Genomic DNA, 15,051 nt, shown 5'->3' on the forward strand with positions numbered 1-15,051 from the left:
CCCGCACCGCGGGGTCGGTCTTCGTTCGCCCGGCCGGCTTGGCCAGGGCCTCGCGGGCGCCGGCGTCACGCTGGTGCTTCCACGCCGCGAGCAGCGACGTGTACAGGCCTTCCCGACGAAGCAGGGCACCCTTGCCGGCCTTGTCGAGGGTCTCGTACTCGGCCGGGATCCGCGCCTTGTACGCGGCGGTGTATGTCCTTGTTCGGGGCTTTGCTGGTACCTCGGGGTCGGGTTCCGGATGATGCAATGTCACGGGGGTGGATCTCCTTGCACGCCCTCACGGGTCAGAGTTTCAGCAGCTCAGGCCGCCTCCTTCAAGGTTGCCACAGAGGGGGAGGCGGGCAGGACGGCTGGCGCACCCGACCCGCTCAGGGAGCCTGTGCCCGCAGACAACACCTCAGGGTTCCAAGGGTTGATGGGCGGTACCGGGCGATGCGACCGCGACCTCATCGCCGTGGCCATGGCTTGGTTAACTCCCACGGCGGCTTTGACCGCAACTCAGCACAGATGATCGTGCAGCAGCGCCTGCTCTACCGCCGTAGCGCCTGCATAACTATGCACGCTTGGCGGAGAGCACAACGTCCGCTTCTGCCGCGATCAGCGTGCTGAGGTGTCGCAAATCAGTTGGCGGACGCGTGTCGCGCATCAGTCGACGGAGGACAGGGTGTGTGGCGAGATGCTAGTCCCACCACCTGCTTGACGAATCCGTCCCAGCACATGCACGACAGTCGGCCTTGGTTCCTCGGTCGCCCTGGTTACAGTCGGTGACATCTGAGTGCCTGCGGGCGCACTCAAACTCAGGCAGAGAACCAACCAATGCCGCCAAGACGCCATGCACGAGGGGAAGGCCGCCCAGCTCGCTGATCCCGACCCATGCGATGTCGTCATGCTCGTCAGGTGCACGGTTGGTGGGAGAGCCAACCCAGTCTCCAATTTGCCAGACGCCCACGTGAACGGCGTCCTCACCACTGCCGTCATGCACGACGCCCAACCGTGAAGCGGACTCCGCCACAATGTGAACACCGAGCTCCTCGTGCATCTCACGCGCGAGGGCTTGTAGTTCCGACTCACCCGCTTCGACTTGCCCCCCGGGCAGATCCCAGACATCTGGGTATGCCCGTTTGGTCGGCCTGCGGTGTACTAGCAGGACCGCGCCGTTTTCAACGAGTGCGCCTGTGACGACGACATGCATGACGGGATTAGAGCACAGGGATAGGACAAGCTCGTTCCAGCCAAAGGGGACGCCCAGACGTCCGGATCTGCCGCCGTGGGTGCGCCGGCCGCGGGCGGTCGTCACAGCGCGTGAGCCTCCTTGGCGCTGGCGACCCCGCTCATAGCCGACAAGAGGGTTCCCACGGCGAATCCGTGCCATCGAGCGTGTGGCCACCCGTCGGGCCGTGGCGGGCAGCCCACGTAATAGCGATGAATAGCGATGGGATCTTGGTTGTACTAGTCTTCGCGCCATGGCCTTGCGTCCGGACCAGTTCTATGACCACGCGGTGGCCGTCGCGGACAGCGAGCGGCGGCTTCCGCTGGCGCGCATGACGGGATGGGACATCAGCCCGTTCGAACAGGATGGATTGCGCGTCGCGCCGCTGCGCCCGCCGGTGCTGCCCGAGCCCGCCCGGCACGGCGAGGATCCGGCGGAGTGCCGGAACTGTCAGGAGCGCGACGAGGGAATCTGGTTCAACGATCACTGGCGGCTGGCCCGTGTCCCGGGAGTGGGCGTGCCGCTGGTGCTGATGCTGTACCCGCGCGATCACTATGACATGGCGGATCTCCCTGACGATCTCGCCGCGGAGCTGGGACTGCTGACCACGCGAATCGTCCGCCACGTGCAGGCTCTGCCGCACATCTCGCGAGCCCACGTCTACCGCATCGGCGACGGCGCCGCTCACCTGCACGTCTGGTTCTTCGCCCGGCCGGAGGGCCAGGCGCAGCTCTACGGATCCTGGCTGGTCGTCTGGGACGACCTCCTGCCGGAGTATCCCGCCGACGTCGCCGAGGCCGACGCCGCGATCGTGGCTGATGCCCTGGTCGCCTCGCATGGGGGCCGCCGATCGGCCGCCACCCCGCCGCATGCCTGACCGGCTGATCCGCAGCAGCAACCGCTCCCGTCACCGCCGCGCCGCCATCCTCATCTGCCGCCGAGCGGGCGCGCTGGAAGGCAGGAACTCCCGTCACCCTCCGTAGACATCTGGCACGGGCATCGACCCGACCCCGTGCACGCACGTGCCGAGTTGAGGACGCCGCATCAGGCGTAACCTGGCGGGTCACGTTCCGATGGCACCGGTAGCTTGGGCGCGTGTCTTCCCACCTCAGTCAAGGTGCGTCCGGAGCAATCCGGCGCTTCGCCGGTTGGATCGCGCGCGGCTCGGTCGGCCATCCCATGCTGGAGGGCATCAACTACTGGGACGAGTTGAAGGATTCGCCCTCCCAGATGGAGACCTGCTTCGCCATCTTCGCCAACGTCCTCGAACTCGATGAGCACGGACAGCCGATCAACGAGAAGTACGCCGAACGCCGGGCCGCGACGTTTCTCTACCGGTACTGCACCGGAGCCCTACCCCCGGGAGAACCAGACCTCGAGTTTTGGGAGGTCGATCTCTACTGACATGAGACGAGGCTGCCGAGGACAACCAGTGGCCGACACATCCCGCGACGAACCACACCGTGACTAGGAGACATCCTCTCGGTAGCCGCTGACAGCGCGGGTGACCGCCTGACGCGTCCCTCCTGTTCGGGACCGCATGTGATGATCGGCTCGTGAGCCTTCGTGAGTGGGAGCGCCTGACGCATATCGAGCGGGCTTTTTTCATCAACTCGTTCGAGATGGACATCCTGCCCGGCGTGTTCGGTGACCTGGACCCCGCCCAGCCGGAGCCGTCGCTGTCCGAGCTGGCCTTCGTCCTGCTGAGGTTGGTGGACAACGGCTGGATGGAGATGGGCCGTTACGTGCGGTGGGTTGCCGATGACGGTCGGGATGACTTGGCGCACGGCGATCCTGTGCCGAGGGACCAGCTGTCGGCGCTGCTGGCAGACCCAGCCAGCTGGGAGTACCCGGATGACCCGAGTTGGATCGGCGCGCTGACGCTGGTGAAGACCGAAGCCGGCAGGACAATCAGCCGGATGTCCGCCGACGAGATTGCCGCACGCGACAACGTGTAGGCGCGCACGCCTCCAGGCTTGCTCTTCTGCCGCTGACCGGGCTGCCTGCTTCAGGCAGCTTGTTCGCTACGGCGTGACGGCTGGGGTGGCGGTCGCCCGGCGCCGTCATGGACGGTGGACGGGTGAAGCCCGCGCTTGTATTGCTGCACAGCTTGTTGCTGGGTCCTCTGACCTGGGCTCCCGTGGCGGCCAAGCTGAGGGCCCTGGGCGCGGCTACGGTGGTGCCGTCGTTAGTCCACGTGGCCGATGCCGACGACCCGCCGTTTTGGCCACGGATCGGCGCCGCTGTCAAAGACAGCGTCTCCCACCTACCGCAGGACCAGCCGATCGTGCTGGTTGCCCACAGCAACGCTGGTCTTCTGGTTCCGGTTGTCGTACAGGCGGCCGGTCGTCCGGTCGTTGGCTGCTTGTTCGTCGATGCCAGCCTGCCCTCGCGTTCCGGACCGACGCCTGCCGCGTCACCCGAGCGGCTGGCCTACCTGCGGTCGATAGCGGCGGAGGGTCGGTTGCCGCAGTGGACGACATGGTGGGAGGAGAACACCGTCGCGCCGCTGTTTCCCGATCCCCGGACCAGATCAATGGTCTCGGCCGAGCAGCCCCGGCTCCCGTTGAGCTACTACGAGCAGCAGTTCCCGGTGCCCCCAGGTTGGGATCATCGGCCATGCGGGTATCTGTTGTTCGGGCCGCCGTACGACCGCATGGCGCAGGATTCACGGACACGGGGCTGGATCGTTGGGGAGGTCCCTGGGTGTCAGGGTTGGGTGAGACCAGCGGTTCAGAGCAAGTAGCCCGCCCGGGGCGAGGATGGATTCTCCTTCGATGACGATTTCCAGCACCAGCATGCCTGTCGGGCACGATGGGGCCATGACGACGGATGGACCTCGAGCTGACCGGCCCCGGCGGCGTTCGTTCGCTCCAGCGGAGAAGCTGCGGCTGCTCGCCGAGTACGAGCAGGCCGTCGCCGAGGGCGACGGAAACGGGTATCTGCGCCGGAACGGCTTGTACTCGTCGTTGATGAGCGAGTGGCGCCGCGCCCGCGACGCCGGCCTGCTCGAGGGCAAGAAGCCCGGGCAGAGCATAGGCAAGCCCAGCGGGGAGCAGGCCGAGATCGCCCGGCTGCGCCGCCAGTTGGAGCAGGCCAACCGCAAGATCGCCCGGACCGCGGCCGCGTTGGACATCATGGGAAAAGTTGCTTCCTGCCCTGTGGGCGGGCCCGTTCCGGGCTGAAAATGGGTGTGGTCGCCCGCCGACTCCGTGTGCGCTTGGTCTTTGAGGCCGTGGAAAAGTCGGGTGCGGGGAGCTGCGCCATGGGCCCTTCACTGTTGCTTCGAGCACGCGGATCAGCTTCGCCTTCGTCTTCAGCAGCTCCTGCGGGCGGCCTCTCGTGAACGTCGAGGGTGGGGAGGACCGGGTGTTGGAGTCGACTCAGGACAACGAGGAGATCATCGAGCGGATCGCAGCGCTGGACATCGGCAAGGCAGAGTTGGTGTGTTGCGTGAGGGTGCCTGGCCAAGGGCCGGGGGGTCGACGGCGGCAGGAAGTGTCTGCACACTCCACGATGACCCGGTCGTTGCTGGTGATGGCGGACCGGCTTCACGAACTGGGTGTCACCAGGGTCGTGATGGAGTCGACCTCGGACTACTGGAAGCCGGCGTTCTACCTGCTCGAGGCGGCCGGGTTCGACACGTGGCTGGTCAACGCCAAGGACGTCAAACATCTGCCGGGGCGTCCGAAGACGGACCGGCTGGACGCGGTCTGGCTGTGCAAGGTCGCCGAACGGCAGATGATCCGGCCGAGTTTCGTTCCCCCGGCACCCATCCGGGAACTGCGGGACCTGACCCGGTACCGGGTCGATCTGATCTCCACGCGCACCGCGGAACGCAACCGGGTCGAGAAACTACTCGAAGACGCGCAGATCAAGTTGAGCGTGGTGGCCAGCGACATTTTCGGGTTGTCCGGCCGAGACATGATGGCCGCGTTGATCGCCGGACAGCGAGATCCGAAGGCCCTGGCCCAGATGGCCCGTAGCCGGCTCCGCACGAAGATCACACAGTTGGAAGAGGCGTTCGTTGGGCGCTTCACCGACCACCACGGGTTCCTGCTCGCCAAGATGCTGGCCCGTGTCGACGCGATCACCGCGGATATCGCCGACGTGGACCAGCGGATCGAGGAACAGATCGGCCCGTTCATCGATGCCGGTCGGCGGCTGGACGAGATCCCCGGCGTCGGTCCGGCCACCGCCCACGTGATCATCTCCGAGATCGGCGTGGACATGAGCAGGTTCCCGACTCCCGCCCACTTGGCGTCGTGGGCCCGCTTCGCCCCGGGTGTGAAGGAATCCGCTGGCAAGAAGAAGGGCGCCGGATTCACCGGGCACGGTAATCCCTACCTGGCCCGGGTACTGGGCGAGGCCGCGGTCGCCGCCGGCAAAACCGACACCTTCCTCGGCGAACGCTACCGGCGCATCGCCAGACGCCGTGGCAACCGGCGCGCCATCGTCGCTGTCGGCCGATCCATCCTGACCGTCGTCTGGCACCTGCTGGCCGACCCGACGACCAGATTCACCGACCTCGGTTCAGCCTTCTACGACACCCGCGTCAACCCCGAACGCCGCAAACGCAACCACGTCCGCCAACTCGAAGCACTCGGTTACACCGTCACCCTCGCGTCAGCCGCCTGACCAGCCATCTCTTGATCCATCCCGGCTCCGCCGGGACGCTGACGCCTGCCCACTCACGGTTCATTTTCGGATCAGCACACGCGCTCTTGGCCGAGATCTCCGAGAGCGCGGACACCGACACCAAGCCGACCAAGCCCTGACCGACGCCCACGCGCAGTTGCTCGCCGCGGCGACGTCGACCCGTGCAGCGGCCAGGCTGACCGGGATCGCCCGCAGCACCGCCCACCGACGCTCCCGTCCCCTCGACGGGCACCCGCCGGCGCCGCGGCCAGCGCCAGCGAACCGACTCAGCGACGCCGAACGCGCCCACGTCCTGGCGGTGCTCGACAGCGACCGGTTCGTCGACACCACCGTGACCGAGGCGTTCGCGACGCTGCTCGACGAAGGCGTCTACCTGGCCTCGATCTCCACCCTCTACCGCATCCTGCGCGCCGACAACCAGGTCGTCGACCGGCGCCGCCAGGCCCGACACCCCACCCGAGCACGCCCGGAGCTGACCGCCACCGGCCCAGGGCAGGTGTTCACCTGGGACATCACGAAACTGGCCGGCCCGACCAAGGGCGTGTACTACGACGCCTACGTCATGATCGACATCTGGTCGCGGTACATCCTCGGGCACCACGTCGCCGCCACCGAGAGCGCCGAGATCGCCCACGACTTCATCACCGAGATCATCACCACCCACGGCGTCCCGCAGGTCGTGCACGCCGACCGCGGCACCTCCATGACCTCCAAACGCGTCGCGACGCTGCTCGCCGACCTGCACGTCACCCGCTCGCACTCACGGCCACGGGTCAGCAACGACAACCCGTTCTCCGAAGCCGCGTTCAAGACCGTGAAGTACCACCCCACGTTCCCCGAACGCTTCGGGTCACTGGCCGACGCCCGCGCGTACTGCGACACGTTCTTCCACTGGTACAACCACGAACACCACCACGCCGGCATCGGCCTGCACACCCCCGCCGACGTCCACTACGGCCACGCCGCAGCCCAGCAGAAGCAACGCACCCACACCCTCGACACCGCCTGGACCGCGCACCCCGAACGCTTCTCCACCCGACCCAGACCCAAAGCGCTACACCTGCCAGACACCGTCTGGATCAACCCACCCGAACCAGCAACCGATCAACCACTACCCCAAGCGGCGTAACACCCACTGGTCCCACCGACCTTGACAAGTTCCGGGTTCCCGGCGGACACCTACATCAACTCGTCGATCCGGACGCGGTGACCGCTCACATCGTCACTACTACCGCAGGGTGGCGCTCACGAGCCGGATGAGCTCATGCCGCCGGTCGTGCGCGTCGGCCGCCCGAGCGTCGTCACGCACGGTTAGCGCGGCTCGCCACCATGCCGTGCAAGCTCTTGCCGAGATCCGCGCGTTGATCACTGGTGCAGATCTAGCCGATGAGCGTGCGTCTTCGGGTTTCCAGCCGGTGGTGCGGGTGGATGTCCAGGCGATAGTCGTTGCGGCCCGCAGCCTCAGTCGCCGCCGGCGTCGTCGGACCCATCACCGTGGTCCGCGCGCTCCAGCACACCGTCGAGGTCGGCCAGGTCCGGTTCCGACGGGTCTCCTCGTGGCGCTATGGCGACCGGCGTTCGCGTTACTGCAGATCATGCGCGGCGTGGTAGGGCCATCCTGCCCACCTCCTCGCCACTGGCGACGTCGGCGACGCGCACCCTCTGGTAGCTGCCGGGAGTGGCCTCACCGGAGGTGACCACGACGGCCACCGGTCGCCGAACGTCTGGAGGTATGCACTGGGCAGCTCGAAGCTGATCGGGCCGGCGAGGAAGAGCGAGACGAACACCACCGGCACAATCCAGTTCGGTTCGTTGTCGAGGTCGTCCTCGTCGAAGAACCAGGCCCGCACGGTGCCGAAGAGACACAGCAGCAGGGGCAGCGTGGCGAGCGCGACGAGCAGACCCGATCCGCGCCGTAGAGAAACGCCCGCCGCACCATCCGCCACCAGGCAGGTGAGCAGGGATGCGAGGGTGAGCGCGGCCCATTCGGTTCTAAATCTCTGTCGGTGGTGACCGCGCCTACCAACGCATGCGAGAGAGATCATCGGTCGGCATGGTGGCGGTGACGGGAACTCCGGCCGCGTAGGCGGCGCGGTCCACAGTGCTGCCGGCTGGGCGCGGGAGACGGGGGCAACCTTGATTCACTCAGCGGCGCGGTTCACTACGTTCTCCCCGGCCACGACACGACCGGGCTCGTCATTGAGTTCGCGGGCAGCATGTTCTGCGATGCGCCGGGTATCGCCGCGCTCGACGCCTGGCTCTGTGAACAAGTCTGCGCGCCGGTCGATGGCCTGTGTGACCGCGCGGTCACCTCGTCGCCCAGGGCGTGCAACCGCGTGGTGGTGGCCGGGTCCGGTGATTCTTCGGCGCTGCGGTGCAGGATGGCTTCGGCCATTTCTAACTGCTCCGCAGTGGCGTGCATCGCCGCTGCCCTCCGTTGCCGGCAGGACATCTCATCTTGTGAAGTCATCCCCGCAGATCTATCCGGCCCGATGGGCGATCACACGGCTTGCGGTGTGCACGAGGTCCGTTCTCAACCCTCCGGCAACCGGCAGGCGCGGTCAACATGTCCGGGCCGTCTGCGGGTCCAGAAGCGCTCCTGTTGTGGCTGGTTCCGTTCGTGACCTACGTGATGGGGCTACCCGTGGTGGCAGGTGGGAACAACTGCAGGTATCGCCGGCAGTTGTTCTATGAGCTCACACTACCTGGGCGGCCATCTTTACTGTCGTTCGATGTGGCGTCGTGTCGGCTGCGACGGTGAACGGGTGGCGCAATCGATGCATCGCCACCTCACCGCAGTCGGATGCACGAGGTGCGGGCTTCTCTTCTTCCGCGGTGGACGGAGCAAGAAACTGTGCCATGCAACCGCAGGCCGCAGCAGGGGTCAGGCTCCGGAAACGCGGAGCGCCGGCAACCGGGTGCCGGTCGCGGCTGAACCCGCCGGGGACCGTCGCCGGGTGGGCGTCGGGTGTGCGGTGACGTGGTGATCACGGTCATGCTATGCCTTCCTCGAACGGCACGTCGCAAAGAAGGCACGGGCCGCAGGCCACGGGACATCGCAAAAACGAACCTGAACAAATGATGATAGATGAAACGCCGAACGACGGCCCGCTGAACCAGTCAGGCCGCCGCGGCAAAGCGTGGATCAGAGCGAGCGGATATTTGACGCCTGCGGGCCCTTCGGGCCCTGGGTGATGTCGAACTCCACCCGCTGGTTCTCAGCGAGGCTGCGGAAGCCGCTCGCGGAGATCGCCGAGAAATGGGCGAAAACGTCGGCGCCGCCGCCGTCCTGGCTGATGAAGCCGAAGCCCTTGTCGCCGTTGAACCACTTCACGGTACCTGTAGCCATGTCTGCTCCTTCGCGGGCTGTTGGAGACCGCACTGTGCGGACTCGCGCGCCACCGCGTTGATCACCCGCGCCGGAAACGACACGAAACGAAAAAAGCACCTGGATGGGTTTTGGTTAACCCATCAGGCGCCGGAAACGTCTACGGAAATCAAAACTGCAACCGGGCAACCATAACACAGAGTCCGGCGCTCGCCGCCAGCCCCATGCGCGCGGCCTCCGTCACAGCACTGCACCGCGAGGCTCAACTTCGATCGCTGCGACGCCTCGGCCATAGACTACGACGAGCCGATCACCGTGTTTAGTGCGCAGCACTCCCGAATCCTGCGCCAGTGTCGAGATCACGTGTTCCACAAGCTCGTCCTCGTCGGAGACGTCCGGTTTGTCGTACGTGAGGTCCATGCGGTCGCCGCCGATGAGCCGGACGCGTAGCACCGTAGTTGCCATGTCGTAGAAGCTAGTCGAGTGGGGATGCCAGGTGCAGTGGCGCTGCCGCGGGCTCCTCGGTCGACTCGCGCAGCCAGATGTACCGACGTGCAACCGCTGCTGTAGGTCGCAGGTCGCCGACACAGGCGAGGCTCGGACGATGGACCACACCCGGGCGGACGTGACAATGGACACGAGACGAGGTCGTGTCGATCCTCGCCGAGAGGGAGCCACATTCATCGCTTGAGTCAGCTCCCTGAGCTGGCAGCGGCACCGCTGCGTGTAGTGCGCGTAGAGTGGGTGGTGGATCAGTTCGTCAACATCGTTGGCGGGCCAGCGCCTACCGGGCGTGCTGCCCAGGTCTCGGCAGTGTCCACAGGACAACTTCGAGGTTTGAGGGCCGAGCGTTGGCAGACCATCCGATCGCCACCGACACTTCGGTGTGCTGACGGACAACGCCGCGTCCGTTACAGGCGACGACCAGCGACGCCGTGAGGCAAACCATCATGATCGGAGGCATGGCTGGCGTCCAGTGGCGGGTCATCCCCTTCAGGCGGCCCTTCGGGAAACGTCTGCCCCAGGCACAACGACGCGTTGGCGTCCCGTCAGCGATCATGCCCGGGTCATCAGCCGCTACCTTGCCGGCAACAATCAGCCAATCCCGCCCAGGCGGTACCACGAGGCCGTTGCGGCACGGCTGCGGCAGGTGGGCGCCAATCTGGCTGGCCTGACCGAGCAACACCGACACACCACAGGAGAAGGACATGACTTTCGTGTTAGCCCCGCCCACGGTCCCTCCGTCACCATTGCGCGAGCCCGCCAAGACCCTCCGCGAAAGAGGGGCAGACAGTTTTCACGCCGCGCTCGCCGCGGTCTTGGCCACCGGGCTGGAGAATGCTCTTGAAGCGGGTGACCACCCGAGAGCGATCAGCTTCATCAACCGCGGCTTCGCAGAAGGAAGTCCGGAGCTGGGCTGCGACCTCCTCTGCCAGGCAATTGCGGTCGTGGGGACAGCCCGGACTTGGACCGTGCAGCTCGCGCCCCTGCGATCACCGTAGCTCCCTGGATTGACGCAGCCCGCCGCGCTGCGAATCGCTGCTGCACGAGTACTACCCGGCGTTCCGCGACGCCTTCACCGACCGTACAGGCTTCCTGACCAGCGCGGATGCCCGCACGGCGCTGGCGAATGGCGCACCAACAACGTCGCCTAATCTGCGGCGAGCACCGAAGTTGTCTGGGGGCAGCGACTCTACCTGCTCCAACGACCGAGCGCATCGAAACGCTGACGTTGAGCCGATCAACACAACCGGGTATCCGGATCTGCCGCTTTCCGCGCGTCCGCTGTGCCCGGCCCGGCGATTCGCCGTTACCGGCGGTGAGACACTGCTCGGATGGAGGGCTCAGCGGAGTGGGCGCGGTCCGACGCGTGGGTCCTGGCCGCCATCATGGTGCTCGGCCGAGATGAGGGTTCCTCCCTCACTGAGGTGGTCGCCGCCGGGGACGCCATCAACCACGCGATCCTGCTGGAGAACGAGATCGAGCAAGCCGTGCGCCGGCTGCTGGGCGTCGGCCTCATCTCGACATCTCAGCGGCGGTTCTTCCTGACCGACTCGGGCCGGACCATGGCGGCCAAGCGGCGCGGCGGCATGATCGGCCAGGTCGACCACCTCCTGACAACGCTGCGACGGTTGCCCGTGCGGGAGCAGGAGTGGCATCTGGAGCCGGGTGAGCTGCGGAAGGCCGTCGATGGGTGGCACCGGCGTGCCACAGCGATCGCTAAGGGCGGCCGCAGACGAAGGCCCGCCGGCGGATGAGCCGGTGCCCGCACGTACGCCAGGGCCCGCGCGTGCCGGAATGCTGTGCGCCGGGTCGGTCAGCGCAGCGAGACGATGGCGTCGACGTCCACTCGTGGTCGCCCGCTCGTTCCCGCCACGGAGATGACGACGGTGTGGGTGCCGGTCGCCGCCCACGAGTACGCGTAGACCACCGTCGGCGGCTGGACCGTGGAGGCGTAAAGGTCCACGGTCGCCACCGCGGTTCCGTCGACGTACACGGTCGCCTTGCCGCGGCTGGGTCCGCGGGCCGCGACCCACCCGACGGCACGGGTGCTGGCGGTGAACGTCGCGCGGGCGCCGGCCTGGGTGGAGTACCGGACGTAGCCGCCGGAGGCGCCGGTCAGCGCTGTCCGGGTCCAGGTCCCGGACCAGGTCAACGAGGTGGAGGTCTCCTGGTAGAGGGCCGGGGTCAGCACGGGGCCGTACTGCCAGCCGCTCCACAGGCCGGCGTGGTCGCTCGACCGGGCCCGGAAGCGGTAGGTGTGAGCGGGCGCCAACGTCCGGACGACGGTGGTGGTGAGGGCCGTCGGGAGGGTGATGCTGGTCCATGTTCCGCCGTCCAGGCTCTGCTGGAGCTGGTAGGCGGCCACGCCGCTGGTCGCGTCCGTCGCCGACCAGGTCACCCGGGTCGGCACGCTGCTGGTCACCTGGCTGGAGGTCGCCGGCACCGCGGCGGGAGCCTTGACGGCGGGGGCGACGGTGTCCAGCACGATGGTGTCGGAGTAGACCGGCGACCAGTTGCCGGCCCCGTCGCGGAACTGCACGTACACCCGGCGGCTCCCGTTGGCCGGGGAGCCGCCGTAGGCGGAGTCGGCGAGCGACCACGACTGCGGGGTGGCGGTCCACTCGCGGACCGCGCCGTAGGTGAGCAGGCCACCGGAGGTGTCGGCGCGGTTGGCGATGCGCACCTGCGAGACACCCGTCCCGGTGTCCGACGCCGGCATGCTCAACGACACCGAGGTGCTCGTCGTGTAGGACGTTCCGGAGTTGATCGTCACCGAGCCCGTCGGGGCCTGGGTGTCCCCGATCGCCGGCAGGTTCGCCACGATGGTGTCGCTCGCCACGGGCGACCAGTTGCCCTGCTCGTCACGCCACTGCGCGTACACCGTCTTGGTGCCGCCGTCGTTGGTGCCGCCGCGGTAGAGATCGGTCAGCGACCAGGTGGCCGTGGCCGGGTTGCCGTCGAGGTCCTCGGCGTTCCTGAGCACCGACTGGGTGCCGCCGTTGCCGCTCGGGTCGCTCCAGGCGTCGACCGCCGGGGAGTTGGACACCCGGACGCCGGTGACCCGGGCGTTGTCGGTGGCGTTCAGCGTCAGCGTCACCAGCCGCTGGGCGGTCGCGCTCGCGCCGCCGTCGATGACCAGGCTTCCGCTCGGCCTGCTCGGGTCGGTGTACTGCGACCAGCGCAGTCGCAGGGCGCCGCCGCCGTACGGACCGCCGTCGGCGACGATCAGGTAGGTGGTGCCGCCGACCGCGTCGAACCGCAGGTCGTGCCAGGTCTCCCACCCGGTGCGCCCGAGCTGGGTCAGCGATCCGTACCCGGTCCCGGTGTACACGGCGAACATGTTCGTCGTGTTGGCCTCGCCGACCTCGAAGGTCACCGGTCCCGACGCCGGTGCCGTCCACCGGAACCAGACGGTCGCTGCCGGGGCGCGGTCCGGGTCGTGCCGCGGCTCGGCCGCTTCGGCGGTGGCGCGGAGGGTGGTGGCGGACCAGTCGCCGGCCGGGGAGACGCCCTCCCGGCCGGAGAGCGGGACCGCCGAGGCGAGGTCGTCGTGCGGCGGTCGCAGCATGCTCCACCGCATCCGGAACGGGCCGTTCACGTAGTCCGAGCCCTGTACCTGGATCGCGTAGGTCGTGCCGGCTGTCACCCGGACGGTGACGCGCGCACCGGGGTGGACCTGCTCGTCGCCGGACGAGACCTGCTCGGCTCCGGTCAAGGCGTTTACGGCGCCGCCGGTGTACACGCCGACCATCGGATACAGCTCGCCGTCGGTGACCCAGAAGGACACGCTGCCGCTGGACGGCGCGGTCCACCGGTACCAGACGGAGGCGACCGGCCAGCCGTTGCCCGTCGGCTCGTCGGGCTCGCGGGTGGCCCATTCCGAGTTGCCGTCGACGCTGCCCGTGGCACCCGAGATGGCCGTCGCCGCGGCGAACGCATCGTTGGCGGGTGCGGGTGGCGGCGGTCCCCACCTCAGCGTCGCGGTGCCCGGCCACTGGACGGAGGAGCCGTCCCAGCCGGCCAGCCGGATCCGGTACGTCGTGCCCGCCGTCACCGTGAGGTCGAGCCGGGATCCGGGGGTGCCGATCCCGTACCCGTTCTCGCCGAGCAGGGTGAGCGCGGACAGTGTGCTGCCGGCGTAGACCGACAACAGGGGGTGCCGGGCCGGATCGGCGCCGGTCCAGAACCGGACCGGGCCGCTGGCCGGTGCGGTCCAGGTGTACCAGATCGAGCCGTACGCCTCACCCGGTTCACCGGCCTCGACGGTGCTGTCCGACAGCCGCCCGCTCACCGACCCGGAACCGCCGGTGAGGGCCTGCGCCGCGGCGAAGGCGTCGTTCGGCGGGCGCCACGAGACGGCCGATGCCCAGCGCAGCCGGAAGCGGCCCTGCATGTTCGCGGGGCCGGCCAGCAGGATGGTGTAGACCTGCCCGGCGACCGCGGAGAATCCGGCCGGCGCTGGTGTGGTCGGCCCCGACCACGCCGCGGAAGTCGTCGGGGTCGTCCCGCAGCGTGACGGCGTTGTCGTTGATGGTCACGGGCGGCAGCGGTGCCAGCGAGGTCCCCCAGCCGTGGTAGATCCACAGCTGGGTGTCGAAGTCGCCGGTGATCGTGTCGAAGACGTAGAGCCCGCTGGACGGGGCGGTCCAGCGGTAGAACACCGAGGAGTCGAGCGGCTCGTCCACCTCGGATGTGGTCCCGCCCACGTCGTGGCCGTCGACGGCGCCGCTCGACCCGCTGATCGGCGTCGCGTTCGCGACGTAGTCGTTAAGCGGCCGCGGCGGGAACAGCGACCAGGTCAGCTCCGCGATGTCCGGGCCGTACACGAGGTCGGTCACGTCGACCGCGATGGAGTACGTTTCCCCCGCGAGGAGGTCGACGTCGAGCACGATCGGCGCGAGCCCGGCCTGCCGGGCACCCGTGACGCGGGTCAACGCGCCGACCGTGGACCCGCGGTAGACCGACAGGGTGGTGTAGTCGCCGCTGGCCACCGGGTGCAGCCGGCCTGCGGCCGACGCGGTGTGACGCCACCACACCGACCGTCCGCCCGGGACGCCCTCATGCGCCGGTTCGCCCGCTTCCTTCGTGGCCGACCAGGTGTACGACTTCGAGGTGCCCTGGGCGCCGCTGATGACGGTGGCGGCGGCGAACATGTCGTTGGGGGGTGCCGGGATGTCCAACTGCCACGTGATCTTCACCTGCCCGGACGCGCCGGACCTGCCGTCGACCGCCACGAAGTACGTCCGGCCGCCGACGCCCGGGAACGACACCCGGCTCGCGCCGGCGCCCGCCGAGTCGTCGTCCGCGACCACCCCGGTGAGCGCGTCGACGGTCGCGCCGGTGTAGACGG

Annotated in this window: 13 protein-coding genes and 2 pseudogenes; 8 read left to right on the forward strand and 7 right to left on the reverse strand. The window is 68.1% G+C overall.

The window, feature by feature from the left end:
• Together DKT69_RS00745 and DKT69_RS00750 are read right to left on the reverse strand one after the other, a co-directional pair.
• A pseudogene (locus DKT69_RS00745) lies at positions 1-253 on the reverse strand (hypothetical protein); the annotation flags it as partial.
• A gap of 426 nt (positions 254-679) precedes the next feature.
• The gene (locus DKT69_RS00750) at positions 680-1,465 is read right to left on the reverse strand and encodes an NUDIX domain-containing protein (RefSeq protein WP_309234133.1); all 786 of its coding nucleotides are present in this window, start codon (positions 1,463-1,465) and stop codon (positions 680-682) included.
• Here DKT69_RS00750 and DKT69_RS00755 point away from each other — a divergent pair.
• The 7 genes and pseudogenes from DKT69_RS00755 to DKT69_RS00785 all read left to right on the forward strand — a co-directional run bounded on the left by DKT69_RS00755 (position 1,464) and on the right by DKT69_RS00785 (position 6,998).
• Entirely contained in the window at positions 1,464-2,087 is a 624-nt protein-coding gene (locus tag DKT69_RS00755; protein WP_109799682.1) for an HIT family protein, read from the forward strand. The genes DKT69_RS00750 and DKT69_RS00755 overlap by 2 nt on opposite strands.
• 218 nt (positions 2,088-2,305) lie before the next feature.
• Positions 2,306-2,614 (forward strand): DUF7677 family protein, encoded by a 309-nt coding sequence (locus DKT69_RS00760; protein WP_201749417.1) that lies wholly within the window; start codon positions 2,306-2,308, stop codon positions 2,612-2,614.
• A 152-nt stretch (positions 2,615-2,766) separates the two neighbouring features.
• On the forward strand, positions 2,767-3,168 hold the full coding sequence (locus DKT69_RS00765) for a hypothetical protein (protein ID WP_109799684.1): 402 nt from the start codon (positions 2,767-2,769) through the stop codon (positions 3,166-3,168).
• A 122-nt stretch (positions 3,169-3,290) separates the two neighbouring features.
• Positions 3,291-3,956 (forward strand): alpha/beta hydrolase, encoded by a 666-nt coding sequence (locus tag DKT69_RS00770; RefSeq protein WP_109799685.1) that lies wholly within the window; start codon positions 3,291-3,293, stop codon positions 3,954-3,956.
• A 76-nt stretch (positions 3,957-4,032) separates the two neighbouring features.
• Positions 4,033-4,356, forward strand: a pseudogene (locus DKT69_RS00775) (transposase); the annotation flags it as partial.
• A gap of 223 nt (positions 4,357-4,579) precedes the next feature.
• Positions 4,580-5,848, forward strand: coding sequence for an IS110 family RNA-guided transposase (locus DKT69_RS00780; protein ID WP_109799687.1), 1,269 nt, complete (start codon positions 4,580-4,582; stop codon positions 5,846-5,848).
• A 319-nt stretch (positions 5,849-6,167) separates the two neighbouring features.
• On the forward strand, positions 6,168-6,998 hold the full coding sequence (locus DKT69_RS00785) for a DDE-type integrase/transposase/recombinase (protein WP_146230947.1): 831 nt from the start codon (positions 6,168-6,170) through the stop codon (positions 6,996-6,998).
• Between the two features lie 454 nt (positions 6,999-7,452).
• Here DKT69_RS00785 and DKT69_RS00790 read toward each other — a convergent pair whose 3' ends face one another.
• From DKT69_RS00790 to DKT69_RS00805, 4 genes are all read right to left on the reverse strand, one after another.
• On the reverse strand, positions 7,453-7,914 hold the full coding sequence (locus DKT69_RS00790) for a hypothetical protein (protein ID WP_109799689.1): 462 nt from the start codon (positions 7,912-7,914) through the stop codon (positions 7,453-7,455).
• Between the two features lie 116 nt (positions 7,915-8,030).
• Positions 8,031-8,264 carry a hypothetical protein gene (locus tag DKT69_RS00795; RefSeq protein ID WP_146230948.1) on the reverse strand — a complete coding sequence of 78 codons (234 nt, stop codon included), beginning with the start codon at positions 8,262-8,264 and terminating at the stop codon, positions 8,031-8,033.
• Positions 8,265-9,014: 750 nt separating this feature from the next.
• Positions 9,015-9,218, reverse strand: coding sequence for a cold-shock protein (locus DKT69_RS00800; protein ID WP_109799691.1), 204 nt, complete (start codon positions 9,216-9,218; stop codon positions 9,015-9,017).
• A gap of 219 nt (positions 9,219-9,437) precedes the next feature.
• Complete coding sequence (locus DKT69_RS00805; protein ID WP_109799692.1) at positions 9,438-9,662, reverse strand: hypothetical protein; 225 nt, start codon at positions 9,660-9,662, stop codon at positions 9,438-9,440.
• Between the two features lie 1,370 nt (positions 9,663-11,032).
• Here DKT69_RS00805 and DKT69_RS00810 point away from each other — a divergent pair.
• Positions 11,033-11,455, forward strand: coding sequence for a hypothetical protein (locus tag DKT69_RS00810; RefSeq protein WP_109799693.1), 423 nt, complete (start codon positions 11,033-11,035; stop codon positions 11,453-11,455).
• Between the two features lie 59 nt (positions 11,456-11,514).
• Here DKT69_RS00810 and DKT69_RS00815 read toward each other — a convergent pair whose 3' ends face one another.
• Entirely contained in the window at positions 11,515-14,094 is a 2,580-nt protein-coding gene (locus DKT69_RS00815) for an RHS repeat domain-containing protein (protein WP_109799694.1), read from the reverse strand.
• Positions 14,095-15,051 lie beyond the last annotated feature (957 nt).

Origin of the sequence: Micromonospora sicca (assembly GCF_003172935.1) — a bacterium.
Taxonomy (GTDB): Bacteria; Actinomycetota; Actinomycetes; order Mycobacteriales; family Micromonosporaceae; genus Micromonospora; species Micromonospora sicca.